This window comes from Cyclobacterium amurskyense (assembly GCF_001050135.1).
GTDB classification, from domain to species: Bacteria; Bacteroidota; Bacteroidia; order Cytophagales; family Cyclobacteriaceae; genus Cyclobacterium; species Cyclobacterium amurskyense.
Map to the genome: position 1 here is coordinate 406,133 of NZ_CP012040.1, position 16,652 is coordinate 422,784.

Annotated in this window: 10 protein-coding genes; 1 reads left to right on the top strand and 9 read right to left on the bottom strand. The window is 39.7% G+C overall.

From position 1 onward, the window contains the following. Positions 1-22: 22 nt before the first annotated feature. Both CA2015_RS01615 and CA2015_RS01620 read right to left on the bottom strand, forming a co-directional pair. Positions 23-3,196, bottom strand: coding sequence for a SusC/RagA family TonB-linked outer membrane protein (locus CA2015_RS01615; RefSeq protein ID WP_084011592.1), 3,174 nt, complete (start codon positions 3,194-3,196; stop codon positions 23-25). A 574-nt stretch (positions 3,197-3,770) separates the two neighbouring features. Beyond that, positions 3,771-4,334, bottom strand: a complete 564-nt coding sequence (locus tag CA2015_RS01620) for a hypothetical protein (RefSeq protein ID WP_048640307.1) — start codon at positions 4,332-4,334, stop codon at positions 3,771-3,773. Between the two features lie 836 nt (positions 4,335-5,170). Between CA2015_RS01620 and CA2015_RS01625 the strand changes: the two genes are divergently transcribed. Continuing rightward, entirely contained in the window at positions 5,171-6,052 is an 882-nt protein-coding gene (locus CA2015_RS01625) for an AraC family transcriptional regulator (protein WP_048640308.1), read from the top strand. A 758-nt stretch (positions 6,053-6,810) separates the two neighbouring features. Here the strand turns inward: CA2015_RS01625 and CA2015_RS01630 are convergent. From CA2015_RS01630 to CA2015_RS01660, 7 genes are all read right to left on the bottom strand, one after another. Beyond that, complete coding sequence (locus CA2015_RS01630) at positions 6,811-7,926, bottom strand: formylglycine-generating enzyme family protein (RefSeq protein ID WP_048640309.1); 1,116 nt, start codon at positions 7,924-7,926, stop codon at positions 6,811-6,813. Between the two features lie 143 nt (positions 7,927-8,069). Next, on the bottom strand, positions 8,070-9,413 hold the full coding sequence (locus CA2015_RS01635; RefSeq protein ID WP_048640310.1) for a purine-cytosine permease family protein: 1,344 nt from the start codon (positions 9,411-9,413) through the stop codon (positions 8,070-8,072). Positions 9,414-9,448: 35 nt separating this feature from the next. Continuing rightward, positions 9,449-10,474, bottom strand: a complete 1,026-nt coding sequence (locus CA2015_RS01640; protein WP_048640311.1) for a carbohydrate kinase family protein — start codon at positions 10,472-10,474, stop codon at positions 9,449-9,451. Positions 10,475-10,549: 75 nt separating this feature from the next. Then, positions 10,550-11,674, bottom strand: a complete 1,125-nt coding sequence (locus tag CA2015_RS01645) for a Gfo/Idh/MocA family protein (protein ID WP_048640312.1) — start codon at positions 11,672-11,674, stop codon at positions 10,550-10,552. Positions 11,675-11,677: 3 nt separating this feature from the next. Then, the gene (locus CA2015_RS01650; protein WP_048640313.1) at positions 11,678-12,514 is read right to left on the bottom strand and encodes a class I fructose-bisphosphate aldolase; all 837 of its coding nucleotides are present in this window, start codon (positions 12,512-12,514) and stop codon (positions 11,678-11,680) included. Positions 12,515-12,552: 38 nt separating this feature from the next. Then, the gene (locus tag CA2015_RS01655; RefSeq protein ID WP_048640314.1) at positions 12,553-13,476 is read right to left on the bottom strand and encodes a Gfo/Idh/MocA family protein; all 924 of its coding nucleotides are present in this window, start codon (positions 13,474-13,476) and stop codon (positions 12,553-12,555) included. Positions 13,477-13,574: 98 nt separating this feature from the next. After that, complete coding sequence (locus CA2015_RS01660) at positions 13,575-16,613, bottom strand: PVC-type heme-binding CxxCH protein (protein ID WP_048640315.1); 3,039 nt, start codon at positions 16,611-16,613, stop codon at positions 13,575-13,577. Positions 16,614-16,652: the final 39 nt, after the last annotated feature.

A 16,652-nucleotide genomic window follows, 5' to 3' on the forward strand; every position in this document is an offset into this window, starting at 1 on the left:
TAAATCTTTTTGGTACTAAACATTAAAGCGAAAGGTTGATTCCTGCAGAAAACGATTTTGGCATCGGTACATTTCCTGATTCAGGATCATATCCAGGCCAATTGGTAAACGTCGCTAGGTTTCTTGCAGAAACAAACACTCTGATACTCTTTGTTTGCAACTTCTCTGCGATGTAAGAAGGAATATTGTAGGACAAGGAAACATCCTGAACCCTAAGAAATCCTGTAGGCTTGAATACCCTCAAACCTCCTCCATATGCACCATGGACTTCTGAAGTACGAGCGTACTCAGTCTCTCCGTTAGTAGGTGTCCAGTAAGGGATATTCATGATATTGATCCTATCATAAGTTGAAGACTCATGCGTTGCATAAGTAAATTCTCTTTGATGTCCTAAATCAGCTCTCAAGAAAATAGTTGCCGTGAAATCTTTAAGGAAAGTGAAATCATTTCTTAAACCCAAACGGTATCTAGGCCTTGTATATCCAATAAATTGTTTGTCAACCAAAGCGTCATAAACACCATCACCATTAACGTCTTCAGATTTGTAATCTCCAGGTTGCATATTATAAACTCCTGCTTCATCAGCTTCGTCCAATTGCCAAACACCTTGTACATTATAATCCCAAATCACATCAATTGCCTGTCCTGGGAACCATTGATTGGTATAATCAGGAACTTCTCTAGTGACAGTTTCTCCTCCAATGATTATTTCCTCAGTATCTCCAAATAATTTAACAATCTTGTTTCTGTTTAAAGAGAAAACAAAATTTGATTTCCATAATATATTTGGACGGTTTACATTGACTGTATTGATAGTAACATCCAATCCTTTGTTTCTTAACTCACCCAAATTAGCGGTAATACTAGAGAAACCGGTAATTTGAGGCAATTGTCTGTTCATCAACAAATCCGTTGTGGTCATGTCATAGAATTCTGCAGAAACATCAATTCTATTTTCCAAAAGTCCCAAGTCCAAGCCAATATTATAGGATTCCGTTTTTTCCCATCTTAGACCTTGGTTTGCCAATGTATTGTTATATAATCCTAGTTGAACATTGGTTCCATCATAGTATAAGTTGGTACCAATTTGTGCCAAAGAAGAATAAATACCGATGTCTCTGTTACCATTGACACCCCAAGAACCTCTAAGTTTCAATAAGCTGATTGCAGTATTTTGAGGGAAGAATGCTTCTTCAGAAACGATCCATCCTAAAGCTACGGCTGGGAAAGTCGCTACGTTATTGTCTGCACCAAAAGCAGAGTAACCATCTCTTCTTACTGAAGTTGTCAACAAGTACCTGTCTAAATAGGAATAGTTAAGTCTTGCCATGTAGGCATTTCCACCAGCCTCAGTATCATTAGTATTCACTAATGGTCTTGAACCAAATTGTAGTCCATTAAACCCTAAAGCCTGGTTAGGTTGGAAAGTTTGATTTTCTCCATAAGAATTAAATGTCTTGGTTTGTTCAGCATTGTAAAGCAAGGTTACATTGAAATTATGATCACCTATTTCTTTGTTCCATGTTAAGATATTATCAACCATCCATGCATTCAAAGAATAATCAGTTCTCGTACCATAGCCATCCAATCTGTCTCTACCACCAATAATTGTTTCAGGTCCCCAGAAATTATAGTTCTTTTGGAAGTCGAATCGAGGCTGGTAAGACAATTTGTACTGAATTCCAAAAGGCAATTTCACATTTGCATACAATGAAGCAAAAACACCAGTAGTCTTATTAAGTCTCTGCTGGTAAGTAGAATTGATCAATGGATTCACAATGATCGGATATCCATGAGGATACCAATTCAAAGTACCATCCTCTTCATATTTAGTACTATATGGGCTAATAGAAGCAAAGTTAGTACTTGCAGGAACTGAACTATTATCGGTATTAGAAAATTGGGCGTTTGTTCCCACGTTTAACCAATCGGTTACCTTAAAGTCTAAATTCAACCTAGATCTAATAGAGCTAAAATCATCACCCACCAAATAATTTTGGTTATCTACATAACCCAAAGACCAATAGTATTGGAATTTTTCATCTCCACCACTAATACTTAAATCATAATCTTGTCTGACACCATTACGAGTGGCTTCATCCAACCAATTGGTAGTATTACCGGCAAGATATTGCTCTATCTCAGTATCAAAGAAATTAAGTCGGTTCAAGTACTCCAATGTATTGTCTGTATTCGAATTGGCATTGGCACTTCTCCATTGATCAAGAGTAACACCGTCAGATAGACTTGCAGGATCATCCCAGTAGTAATCAGGACGATCAGCAACACCTAAGGTCCTAAAGAAATCTCTTCTAAAGTCCTCATATTGTTCAGCATTTTTAGGTCCGAAATTTTTATTCGTAAAGGTGTTGATACCCGTTTTGGCTGAGAAATTAATAGTTGGCGCACCTGATTGACCTTTAATAGTAGTAATCATAACTACACCAGAAGCCGCTTTGGATCCAAATACTGCTGCAGAACTTGCATCTTTTAAAATATCAATTGACTCGATATCATTTGGATTAATGTCAGAAAGTTTACCATAGAAGATCACTCCATCCACAACGATAAGTGGAGACGTTCCACCAGTAAGAGACGTTGGTCCCCTTACCTCTAAAGAAGTACCACCAGAAGCAGAAGTTCCTTGATTTCCATAAAAACCAGCAACTGTACCTGCTAACATATCAGAAACCTGAGTCAACGGCTGGTTTTTAAAGGTAGAAGCATTGACTCTTGTCACCGCTCCAGTCAAATCACTTTTCTTTTGAGTACCATAACCTACAACAACAACCTCATTTAAGTCTGTTGCACTAGTCGTTAATCGTACATCTATTGTAGTCTGGTTACCTACTTTAATTTCTTGATTCAAAAAGCCTATAAAAGAGTAAACCAATGTGGCCTCACTATTAGGAACACTTATTGAATAAGTTCCATCAATATCCGTTATGGTACCGATACCGGAACCTTGCAAAAGAATATTAACACCCGGTAAAGTTTCACTGGTCGCAGCATCCATCACCACTCCAGTAACGGTAATTTCATTCTGTGCTTTTGCTCCTGAAACCCCTACAAAAGAGACGCCCAAAAGTACCATAAAACTAAAAGCCAATCCACGCAATTTACCTTTGCTAGGCTGGCTATATGGTTTTGAAAAAGCACCTATTTGCTTTTTTAATTTGGTAAGAATTTTTATCATAACATTGAATTTTGGTTTGTGAAACTTCTTATCACTCTTTTGTTGCCTATTAAAGCTTCAAATGAATTTTAAGAAATAAAGTGGATTAAGCAGGTTATTTTTTCATTAAATTATAGCACGTATTTTATTGAAGATTTAACTCTCCATTCCGAAATACGCTTAAAAGTTATTACAAATATTTTTAATACTAATAAAACTAAAAAAATAAGTTTGTATTATTTTACACCAATGGTTCTAAATTCAACAAAATAGAAGTCCCAAAACTGGCATTTCTTCAACAAAGCAGACTTTATTTTGAAATTCTAAAAAGGCCATATCCATAGTGTTTGGGGCAGTAAATCACCAAAAAATATCCCAAATCAAATCCTCCATTTACCAATATTATATTCAATTCCAATCCAAGAAAAATTTCATTTCACTAACTTCCTAAAACACCATTTCTCCTCAAACTCTACTGCCAATACCATTATAAAAAGTCATTTACTAAATGTTTTTTTTGTAAACATTGAATCCAGCCCTACCAAAACAAACCGCTTCGATAGAGCTGAATTTAATAGACTTATCATCAATTTTATTAACGACCGAATGTAACCCCTAAATTGATTCCAGAGCCCCAACCGGTATTTCCTGCGGAAGTATATTCTACCATAATCCCAAAATTCTTTTTATCCCCAGGATACCATCTTGTTCCTAATACAATCCCTAGCTTATTGTGATTAAGAAAGGTAGCATAACTACTACCAATAGATGGCCAATATTGTCCAAATGTAAACCCCAAATAGGGCTCCAATCCTGCTACGCTTAATTCTTCGTCAGAAAATTCTTCAAGAGCCTGAAAAGCATAGCCAACAGCTCTTACTGTCATCCCTAAAGACACCAAGGTTTCATCAGAATATAAAGGCTGTCTTAAGTCCGTACCTACGGCTAAGCCTAAACTTAGAAAATTGGCTACCCCTCGTTCAATATACAAGGACACGGGTGGGATTGTTAAACTTGAAAATTTACCCCCTAGGGTGGGGTCGACTGCAAGTGTGTAAAACATGCCGTCTTTAGCAGTTTGTGCATTTGCATTATAATTCAAAGCCATTGTACTTACCAATAGCATTAGAATTAGGATTTTGTTGTTGTGCTTTTTCATATTTAGTTAATTTATGTTGAGTTTGGGTTATATTTTTTTGTAAATTGAAGCACAGTATCCCCACAATAAAAAACAATACAACTTCCTCATTGTCTTTTACTTAGACATTTTACAATTGAAATCAAATATATAGTTTAATGAATAAAGCATGAATTGGAATTCGCGAATGGTGGCTAATTATTCGTGAAAACCTCTCCTCATTGTGTGAAAAATATATTGCCCCTAATTCAATGGGTTTATTTTGGCTAAAAACCCATATACGGCCTTGATCGATTTGGCTCATTTGAGCATTTCTGAATTGAAAATCACTCAGGACCTGTCTTGATGTAGAACTACTAAAAGAAAAACAGGGTAAGTTATCGAGAAAGGAGATTTCTATTAATTAAGTTCTATTGAAGAAGTCAGATTTAACCCGGATTATGTAATAGGATTTCTCCGCCCTGACAATGTCAGGGGTGAAGCCTGTCCCGTGTTTATGGGAAGTGTTGCAATCGCAAGAAAATCAAGCTGTTTGAATATTTTAACATAGCACCGTTATGGTGAAATTGAAAACAGCAACGAAGTGGCTGATTTTAAAGCGATTTCAGCACCTATTAGATTGTCTATTGCATATTTCGGGTTTAAGCTAAGCCAACTGAATAGGACACTTACCAGTACCTACTTCCATGGTCAAGAGGCAAGAAATTATCCCCTATCAATTATATTTTGTGTTTTACTACAAATACAGGATCAAATTAGAATTATCTCAAAGGAGGAATTGACCTTTCCACATAAAGCCTCTTTTTTATTCAACTGTATTTTTCTAAATTAAAGCCTATTACAATAACCACTGAACCATGAAATGCAAAGAAATCAGATTACCCCAGGATCTTGACAAATCCTTTATTGTGTTTAGGGAGAAAGGACAGTACATACCATGCCCTTGGCATTTTCATCCTGAATACGAATTGGTATTGGTTTTAAAGAGTACCGGAAAACGCATGGTAGGAGACCATATCGGCAAATTCCAGACTGGGGATTTAGTATTGGTCGGGCCTTATTTACCTCATGTATGGTCCAATGACCCCATTTATGTTAATGGACAGGCCACAGAGGAGGCCGATGCCTTAGTCATCCAATTTAAAGAGGACTTTCTGGGTGGTGAATTTCTTAACCTACCTGAGATGAAACCTTTCAGAAACTTTCAGAAGCTATCGAGACGAGGAATGTCTTTTTATGGAAAAACAAAGGAACAAATTAATCCATTGATCATCGAGATGATTCATATGAATGGAATCCAAAGATTATCCAATTTGCTGTCCATATTCGATATCCTCGCCCATACAACGGAATACGAATTACTCGCCAGTCCAGTATATGTATCCCAATTGGACCCACCCAATACGGACAAAGTTTCAAAAGTTAAAAACTATATATTAAACAATTTTAACCGAGACATCAGCCTAGCAGAGGTTGCCTCCATTGCCAATATGGCTGTTTCCACTTTTTGTATGTTTTTTAAAGACCAATACCGGATTACATTTGTCGAGTATTTAAATTCTATTCGGATTGGTCATGCCTGCAAACTACTCATAGAGGAAAATGATAGTATTTTGGAAGTAGCCTATAAAAGTGGTTTCAACAACCTGGCTAATTTTAATAGGCAGTTTAAAAAATTTAAATCCATGACCCCTACTCAATTCAAGAAAATCATAAATGAGACCGAAATGGCCTCTTAAATAGATTCCCAATAATTATTGCACGCAGAGCCGCAGAGGCGCGAAGAGATGTATTCTACACCCTAACGAGGGTTAAGAAAAAAAAGCTAATCAAAGGGTTACCTTTTAAATAAGAGGCATCCCTATTCCCTTTGCGTCTTAGCGCCTTTGCGAGAAACAATTATCTGAAAATAATTTATAAATATTGCACGCAGAGACGCAGAGGGGCGAAGAGATGTATTCTACACCCTAACGAGGGTTAAGAAAAAAAGCTAATCAAAGGGTTACCTTTTAAATAAGAGGCATCCCTATTCCCTTTGCGTCTTAGCGCCTTTGCGAGAAACAATTATCTGAAAATAATTTATAAATATTGCACGCAGAGACGCAGAGTCGCAGAGAAAAAACCTCAGCACTTTCATGAATAAAAAACTTTGCGCCTTAGCGCCTTTGCGAGACCAACAATCTGAAAACAACCTATAAATATTGCACTCAGAGTCGCGAAGAGATGGTTTCCTCATCATTACAATAGCCCAAAATAAAACAAGTTATATAAGTGTCAACTATTCAAATAAAAGTAACCCTATTCCCTTTGCGTCTTTGCGCCTTAGCGAGAAACAATAATCTGGAAATAATTTATAAATAGTGCACGCAGAGACGCAAAGTCGCGAAGAGATGGTTTCCTCGTCATAACTATGGCCCAAAATAAAACTAGCATACTAAGAGGTACCTCTTTTTAAATAGGTACCTCTTAGTATTTATGGTCTACGAATCCGGTCTAATTATTTCTCTACGACCTTACCAAGGCAAATCCGGAAGCCATCACGTGAATCCGAGTAAGAGGTACTATGTAGGCCTAACCTTACCGCAGATCGGGCATTGCCTGGCACGTCAAAGTAATTACCACCACGACAAACGGGTTTGTAATTTTCTTTAACGCTATAAAATGCTTCATGCCCACCTTTTGGATCAAAGTGATCCAAGACGATTTCCCATACATTCCCCAACATGTCTGCCAAGCCGAACCCATTTCTTCCTTTTTCGCCAAAATAATCAACGGGAGATACAAAAGAAAAGCCATCACTCCATGGTACTTTAGCCAAAGGCCATGTCTTGTTCCTTCCCGGTAAAAAATCAACACTTGAAATATTAAAGCGTCCCTCTCCATCTCTTAAATCGTTTCCCCACCAATAATAAGTACTTTCTTCATTACCCCCACGACAAGAATAGGCCCACTCCGCCTCCGTAGGCAGGCGGTATTCCATCCCCTCTGGAAGTCTTCCTGCTACTCTTTCCTTTTCTGTCAACCACTTCCCAAAAGCATTTCCATCATTCCAACTAACACAAACTACCGGATAGTCATCCCTTAGCGGGAAACCAAAATTAGGGTCTCTCCAACTTTTATTTTCTGCTTTGATCCAAGGATGAGGGGGTGCCAAGCCTGATATTTTCCACTCTGGATCAAAAACCTGTGTCATTCCGCCTGGTTTTTCTGCATCGGAGACATATCCGGTTACCTCTACGAACCGCCGGAATTGCCCTACTGTAACTTCTGTCCTACCCATCCAAAACCCATTCTTCACCTCCATTAGTCGAGGTAATTGACCTTCATAAGATTCCCTTTCCGTCCCTGCAGTAGCTCCTCCTTCAGGTCCTGTGGCCCAAGCTTTTTCTTCTGGCGTGCTTCCCATATAAAATTTACCGGCAGATATATAGACAAGTTCAAGAGAAACTCCCTTGCCCAATTCAACTTTTCTGGATTTTGGCTCAGCACCAATTGCGTCAAAGTGGTCTGTGATCAAACTACTTAAAGCCAGTTGATCACTTGAAAATGAATAAACTGTCGGACCCATTAAAACTCCCATACCCAAAATAGACAATACAAGTAAGCTTTTCATAAGATATTTATTTAATTTTTTGATAACTCTTGTAAAACGGATGCTGACCCTGAGACAAGACCCACAAACCCCTAGACCTTGTTACTTTTTATATAGGAAACAAAATCTAACTAAGCTGTCATCTATGCTCAATATTTACCTCTCTATTTTGAAGAAAACCATTTTTTCAATTGGCTTTCAGGAGTAAGTCCCTGATTAAGGGCTAAGCGCATCCATGCATAATAAATCACGCCTGTTGTGACCATTCCATTTATTAAGGAAATGAAAAACTCTTGACTAAAATAACCTACCAAAAACCCTACAATCCAAGCCAGGAAAGCTGCTGGATTGATTACCATATCCGGACTGCCATCAGCCTTTTCATAGAGGTCCCTCTTTTCAGGAAAAAGCCAATAATCAATAATCACCGTCATGGCAATGGGGCCAATCACCCAAGATAAGAACTGAAGGAAGAAGTTAAATATCTGATCAGGTCCATACCAAGCAAAAAACAAGGCTATTCCCCATGATACAAGCAACACAAGTTTTCTGTTTTTCTCCTCCGTTTTATATTTAGGCATGGGTGGTGTTGACATCATGTTGGCTCCGAAATAAATCGCAGCCATGGCGGTAGACCAGGAACCTAGGAATATGGCAAGAAATGAGATTTCCAGCAAACCAAATTCATCCATAATTAAGAAAATATTCCACTCTCCGGTAGCAAGCGCTCCTTGGGTAGCACCGATGTATTGAAAGACCATCATCACGCCATAGGTCAAAAACAAACCTATTGCTGCCTGTTTGCCAGTTTTATAAAACCTTGTAAAATCGGATATTACCGTATTCGCATGCAACCATCCACCAGCTGCAGCGGTGAAAACAACAAAAGATGAAGCTGAAGCCACTGGAGACTTGTCAATGATCGCCATTAAACCGCCACCAGCATCCAATGCACCCCAAACGGTAACTATCAAAATAAATACAATGGCAGGAACAGCCAAATAATTTACATAGGCAATCCATTTCATGGTTTTATAAGCAGGAATCAGGAATAAAACGGCCATTAAAAGGGTTATTCCATAAAACAGCACCGAAGATTCAGAACTCACTCCTATTATCCCTACAAAAGAATCCCTAGTAAGATTTAATATCACGGCAAACCAAATGACCGTGGTAATGGCGATAATAAAATTGGGGAGCAAAACTCCTTTGACTCCATAGGAATACCGGAAAATCATGGCACTGGTAAATCCAGTTCTTGCTCCTATTATACCAATCAAAATAGCGATCAAACTGTTAAAAACACCAGCCATGGCAATAACAATAACCGCATCCTTAAATGCCAGTTGTGAACCTACAAGACCACCTACCAACAAACTGGTGACAGTAAGGACCAGCCCCCAAAGGATAAACGTATTACTCCAAAACCCTAGGCGTTTGGAAGCAGGCAATCTAGACCTAACTTCGTCTCCTCTTTCTAATTCATTTTCAATTATCGTTTCTTCCATGGGCTTCTAATTTTTACATTTTTAATTAACCAAAATCATAATTTTCTGTAACCATATTTATTACCTAATTGTAGGCATTCCATCCAAGGCAAGATGGCCTCGGAGGCAGTATTGTCCATAAGGCTGGCAGCGGCAACAGTCACACCTAATTGTAGCGATGCTTTCATCTCCCAGCCTTCATGCATCCCCGCTAAAACCCCAGCAGCAAAAGCATCACCTGCACCAACAGTCCCTTTTACCAATAGCCTCGGCATTTTTATACATGGCTGAAGAATTTGATGCCCCTCTTTATTCAATGCCAGGGCCCCATTGGGAAAGTGTATTACCACCCAACTAAGCACTCCCATATCTAGGATTTTTTTTGCGGCTTTAAAGCCATTTGAAATCAGAAAAACATTGTCAGCGTCTAATAATTGAATCCCTGTAAGGTTGTGTGCTTCCAGCTCATTGATGAAAAGGAAATCAATAAAAGGAAGTGACGAAGGAATCACCTCCGTATACCGATCTGATTGTTCACTTACAATATCAGCAGAGGTATACATTCCTGCCTCCTTTGCCCTTCTTAAAACTTTCGCAGCTCCGGAAAGCCCATCCGATTGAATTCTGTCCAAATTATCCAATAAAAGCAAATAGCCTAAATGGAAAAATTTCGCCTTCGAAACCTCAAAATCAAAATCATCCTCTTCCAATAAAGCATTGGCCCCTCGGTGGTGAAAAAAGGTTCGTTTTCCTGTAGAACAAACCGTCATCACATCAGTAAAAGAAGTTTCAACCCCTTTCAAGCGTTTCATTTGCCTGGTTTCTAAACCCAACCTTTCACATTGATCCAAAATATCGTCACCGTATTCATCGTCACCCAACACGCCTACCCCTTCGAGTGGAATTGAAAAGTCCATTTTACGAATGGCCTTCAATACATTGAAAGGAGCGCCTCCGTTCCCTGAATTTTGGCTTAAAATATTGGCCAGGGCATTTTCATTTGGATACACATCAATCATTTTGATGAAATCCAAAATCCAATTCCCCCCAGCCAATATGCCTACTCTATTGCTTTTTTCCATTATTTCATCGAGTCAAATCCAGCTATAGGTGATTTTGTGAAATAACAATTTATTGCATTTGCCATTTAACAATATTTAAGGTATAACAATGGCTGATTTTGATTGGTGTGACTTCAAGGCTGCATCAAAAACCTGATGGCTCATTACCGCTTCTTCTGGAGTAACACATCCTAGTCTTCCCTCAAGAAACCCCTCTCTTTCCGCAAAATAGGCGGCCAACATCTGCATAAAACAATCAGGAAAACCAGGCTCAAATATTCCACCGGTAATGGTAGGGAATGGCACCTGAAAACCAAGATCTATCCGTTGCCAAATTTGCTCCTTTTCCCGATTAAAGGTCCAAAGCACTTTGGTATCTTTGGTACTGTACCTTACACCGCCCTCTGTTCCAAAAACTTCAATAAACCAGGAGTTTGTTTCCCCAGGAGCCAGGCGCTTCATTTCTAACAACATAGGCACTTCTTCTCCTTCAATTGAAATGGTAGAAGAAAGGTGGGCATTGTTCCAGGTATCACATTCACTCCATCCACCTTTTCCATCAGGCCTTTTTGTGACGATCTTTTGAAGCTGGGCATAGACCCTGTCAGGCTTCCACCCCATCCTTAGCGGAATATGCATCACATGCATACCTAAATCGCCCATCACTCCTATATCTCCACAAAACTTGGATTGCCTTTTCCAGTTAATTGGTTTAAAAGGATCCATATCACTTGAATGACAAAACCCAGCCTTGACTTCTATAACCTTACCGAGTCTTCCGGATAAAATCTCCTTAATTACTCGCTGACCTCCTGGGAAAAAGGGCATTTCAGAACTGCACCTTACAAAACGGCCCGATTCATCAATCTTATTTTTGATAATTTTGGCCGCTTCAAGATTTATCCCGAATGGCTTCTCTGCAAACAAATCTTTCCCAGCTTCAAGTACTTTCAGGTAATATTCCTCATGCAGGTGGTGGGGAAGGGCCACATAAACCACATCCACATTTGATGAATCAAGCAAAGCTTTGTAATCAGTGGTTAGCAAATCTATAGTAGGAATCTGCTCATACCATTTTAATGCCTCTTTATTGATATCGCAAACGGCTTTTAAAACTACCTTTAAGGGATAATCATTGAGGACAAACCACCTTCCAAGCGCACTCGCCACTTCCTTGCCCATCAGGCCTCCTCCTATTATTCCTACGTTAATGGTTTTCATTTCCTAGTTTGACTTTAATAAGCCTCTCACTTCATCCGGAGTAGCATCATTGTGAACAATAGCCATCAGGGCTCGGGTCATTCCTCCAGGATTGGCATGCTGCACCACATTTCTGCCATAAACAATGCCTTTTGCACCTTGCTTCATCAGGCGATAGGTTCTTTCCAATATTTCTTCGTCACTGGCACGGCCTCCACCTCTTACCAATACAGGTACATCTCCAGCCATCTCAATTACTTTATGGTATTCCTCCACATCATCTGTTGGATCAGCTTTTATTAGATCCGCACCCAATTCTGCTGCCTGCCTGACCATTGGCGTGATCAGTTTTATATTGCCATCTACCATATAACCTCCAGCCTTGTTATTGGGCTGAAAAACCAATGGTTCTATCATTAGAGGCATTCCATAATGGTCACACATGGGTTTTAGCTTAAGTATATTCTGAATACAATGGTCTGTAACTTCTGGCGCTCCAGGGATATTAAAAAGGTTAACAACCACACAGGCCGCATCCAATCTGACAGCCTGCAGTACAGGCTCATCTATCATTCTACTGTACAATACTTTCTGTAATTCAAGACCATACACATTGGCAACATCAGTTCTTAAAACAAGTGCTGGCTTTCGCTTACCAGGCACAGACTGTAAATGTCGGGCCTGCCCTACGGTCAATTGGATAGCATCTGGATCGGCATCGATCAAAACTTTGACAGATGCTGAAATATTCTCTATTCCACTCAAAAATGTATATTCACTAAAAAACCCATGGTCGATGGCTACATCAAAACATTTTCCAGATTTCTCGTTAAAAAGCCTATTAATCCTACTTAATTTCATACTATTTTTATTTACTAAGGTTATTTCGTTTGATTGAATTAAATTATAATTCTATTAATTGTATCGCTAATATTTATGGGTTTCCCACCCTGTCTTTTGCTTTCATCAGCTGCTTCCATAAATGCATAAATTTCAATGGTTTCTTCTGGTTCTACTGGAAGTTTACCCGTAGTAAAAAAGCCATCTATGGCCCTAACCAACCTTTGATACCCTTCAAATTTTCCTATTGAATTAATTCCGTTCGTACCAAATACGGTACCTCCGAAACCAACTTTCCCCATTCGTATACCTCTGAAATACCCCAACTTATCACCTGCCCAATTCCCTACAATCATATCTGTCCCGTTGGTTGAGGTCCTTGAGACCGTTTGACAGCCTGTGCCCATGACACTGTAGAGCGATTCTATGCCATGAATGCCATCCCAGAACATATCCACATGGGATTTTTGAAGGGGAGCAGGCCCGTAAGTTTGCGCTCCCAATAACTCACCCACGTATTCCCCTGCTTTAATTACAGTGTTTTGGCTTCCATAGCGTAAGGCAGAAGAGCTAAAGACTTTGACCCCAAAACGATTGGCTTCATGAAAAATCTTCAATACATTTTCCAGATTTTCTGCCAAAGGTTTGTCGATATAAACAAGCTTACCTGCTTTTAACACAGGCAAAACCTGTTCTAAATGTGGCCTCCCATCGTTGGTCAATAGCATTATAGCATCCGATTTTTCAATGACTTCATCTATTGAATTGACCGTAGATACTCCTTGTTTTCCAATCCTCTCAGCAAACTCTTGCAACCTTTCTTCAGAGAATTCCACATCAGGATTTCCTTTTGGATGGTATATCGCCACAACTTTACTGTTGTAGCCTCCTGAATTAGCTCCTTCAGCATTCAGAATTTCAGTAAAATCAGCACTATGAACAGAAAGCCCAATAATACCTACGCTAATTTTCGGCTTAATCATTTCCTTGTCAACTGATTTAGAATAAGGTTACTAGATTGAACCCGAAATATGCAATAGACATTCTATTACATAATCCGGGTTGAAACAGGCTAATAAATTTAGGGCAATACCCGCATGATGCCCCTCATCACCGGCGCATGCCCAGGAAAGGTGCATACAAACTGGTAATCACCCGGCTTGGTAGGTGCTTTAAACTTCATTGTTTCCACTGTTTTGCCATTTAACAATTTGGAAGCGGTTATTATTTTCGGACTTTTGGGAAGGTATTGTTTCGCAGGTCCATCATCTCCCAAAGCGATTGCCAATGAGGCTACTTCATCTGCGGCACCAGGCTCTACGATGACAATATTGTGTTCCATCAAGTCTTTGTTATCCACTGTCAACTCTATTTGCTGACCAGCCTTAACAGTAAATTCTGAAACATCAAAGGCAAGCAATTCGGCCACAATGGTTAATTTTGCTATAGGATCTTTTTGTAGTTCTAGTTTTCGTTTCCCACTTTCATTAGCCTTTTTGGCAGGAGCCATATTGGCATGGCCTTTCATGTCTTCATGTTTCTCCTCCACTTTAGTAGAATCTGCATTTTCCCAGAATTTCTCATAGAATGTTCTAAACTGCATTCCTGAAATATCTGCGGTAGTTCCACCACGTCTATGAGAATCCCTATCGCTCCAAAACCAGGCAACTTTCTGCGCTGCTATTCTGGCTTTTTCCTCAGGTGATCTCAACACCGTTTTGAGCAATTCATTGTTTTTCACATTGTGTTGCTGGTGAAGCCATAAAATCTCCAACATTGGAAGCGCATCATCCTTACTTTGAGGATCAAGTGTTTTCGCATAAGTTTGCGCTTTTTCTATCACTTCCTTTGTATCCCTTCCGCTCAACTCTACTCGTACTGAATGCCTGATCCCATCCACTGGACTTTTAAACAGTTCCAGAAGCTTCTCTACAGGTTCCCCGTAAATGGCTACCGGCTCCTGAAGTGGTCTGTTTTTTGCAGTTATGCGGTAAATCCTACCATGTGCCTGATCCCTGTTGATGTCCCTGAGATTATAGGGGGAATGGGTAATGATCGCATTGTGCCAATCCCCAAAGTACAAGGCCCCGTCTTTTCCTATTACCCCATCAGAAGGACGGAAGTTAGGGTCACCTGTGTAACCCGGAGGCACAACCCTAGGTTGGGCTTCAGAGGAAGGACGGAAGGTTGGATCATTTCCTGTAAACACTAGGTCTCCGGCTTCAACACCTTCTACTACTCCCATATCTTTGTATTCCAACTGGTAACGCTTTATCCCTTGAAATCCAATCACATTGTATATCAGGAAATTGTTTTCGTATTTCTCTGGGAAATGCTGGCTGGATAAAATTTGATTGGAGGTAATTGGTCGAATTGTTTGTTTGAACAATGGCCTTTTGTCAAATTCATTGGTGTCTGTCGTGGAAGTAACTGTTCTTTTGTAATAAACCTGAAAAGCTTTTCCTGTTGTACCATCTGTTATTAACGGATTGCCCCATCTATCTATACTGATACCGTGTGCATTGGGTGTATTCTCCACCATAAATGAGAAGTCAGAAGTCCTTGGATTGAAACGATAAAGTCCCGGTGATCCTGATTCTTCACTTTTTCGGTAAGGTGTTTCTATATTTTCAAGAATGAAAATCCCTCTTTGGTAATAGATATTTCCATCTGGAGCATAGATTAGGTTATTCGCTGTATGATGTGAATCATCAGAACCCAAGCCTCCAAAAAGCCTCTCTTTAAAATCCGCCACTCCATCGCCATCAGTATCCTTAAGAAACCACACGTCTGGAGCAGAGATTACGATCACTCCACCATTCCAAAATTCAAAACCAGTAGGGTGTGGTACATAGGCAAAAGTGGTTACTTTATCCGCCTTGCCATCACCGTCCTCATCACTGAGGTAGGCTAATCTGTCACTCATCTCTCTACCAGGCTCCCATTTTGGATAGGTGGACCATGAGGCTACCCAGATATTTCCTTTTGTATCCACTTGCAAAGCAACAGGGTTGATGATCTCCGGGAATTCATCTTCCGCAGCAAAAAGGTTGACTTCCAAATCGTCAGGCACTGTCATTCTTTCTATGGCTTCCTCTGGATCTACATAAGTCAAATCTCTCACAATATGGGTACCTACCATCACTGGATCAGGCATATTGCTGTCATCCACTTCCAGATCTTCTCCATTGGCTCGCGCCCAGATTTTCTCATCTCTATTGGCTGTCATCACATCCAACATTTCTAATTCCCTCTGCAAGGTTTTATAATTACCATCTTGTATGGATCGCGTTCCCCAAACATCATTGCCACTAATGGCTCTGTACTTGTGAAACCAATAAAGGTTTTTGTCCTTAACAGTAGACCTTATGGAATCCAAAGCTACTTGATCTTCATTTAAGCTTCCCCCCATTAGGGTTTCAGCAATGAATTTGCCCACTTCCTGATTGCCTTTTTCATTTAAATGAATGCCATTTATCGTCAAAGGCTCCTCTATGATTTGGTACATTTGCTTTGTTGCTTCAAACAGATCAACGAAGACAACCTCTTTCTCCTCTGCAACTTCTGCCATAGCCTGGGTATAAGCCTGCAGTCGGGGATTGTTTTCGGAGCCATCAGGAAGGTTGGGAGAACCTAGGTCCTCATGTGCTATAGGAGAAAACAACACGACTTTGGGCACATTCACAGAATCGTATTTCTGTGTCCGCAAATGATCGATCCAAAGGGAAAGTTGTTTTTTAAAGTTCTCTGGTTGATTATCAAAAGATTCATTGTACCCGAAAAATGAGAAAATTACATTGGCTTTAACCTTTGACAAATGACTATCGCTGTCCCCAAACCCTTCATGAGCTCTCGGCCTATAATGCACCTGATCCCCTGAATAACCCAGGTTTCTGAAAACTAGCTTTTTGCCAGGGTTAGCAGCTTGAAGATACGTCTCCATCCATCCGTCATGCTGGAATCGCTCAGCCAATGAATTCCCAACAATGGCTATTCTATCCCCTTCACTGAAAGAAAAATCAGACTTGCTGGAACAGGCCCCTAAATAAATCAGGCTGCCCAAGAGGATAAAGGAATGGACCACCCTTATGGGGTTTCTCGAATTTTTCAATAATCTCATTTAGAATTTAATTTAAATAAATGTTAATTTTCCAACCTA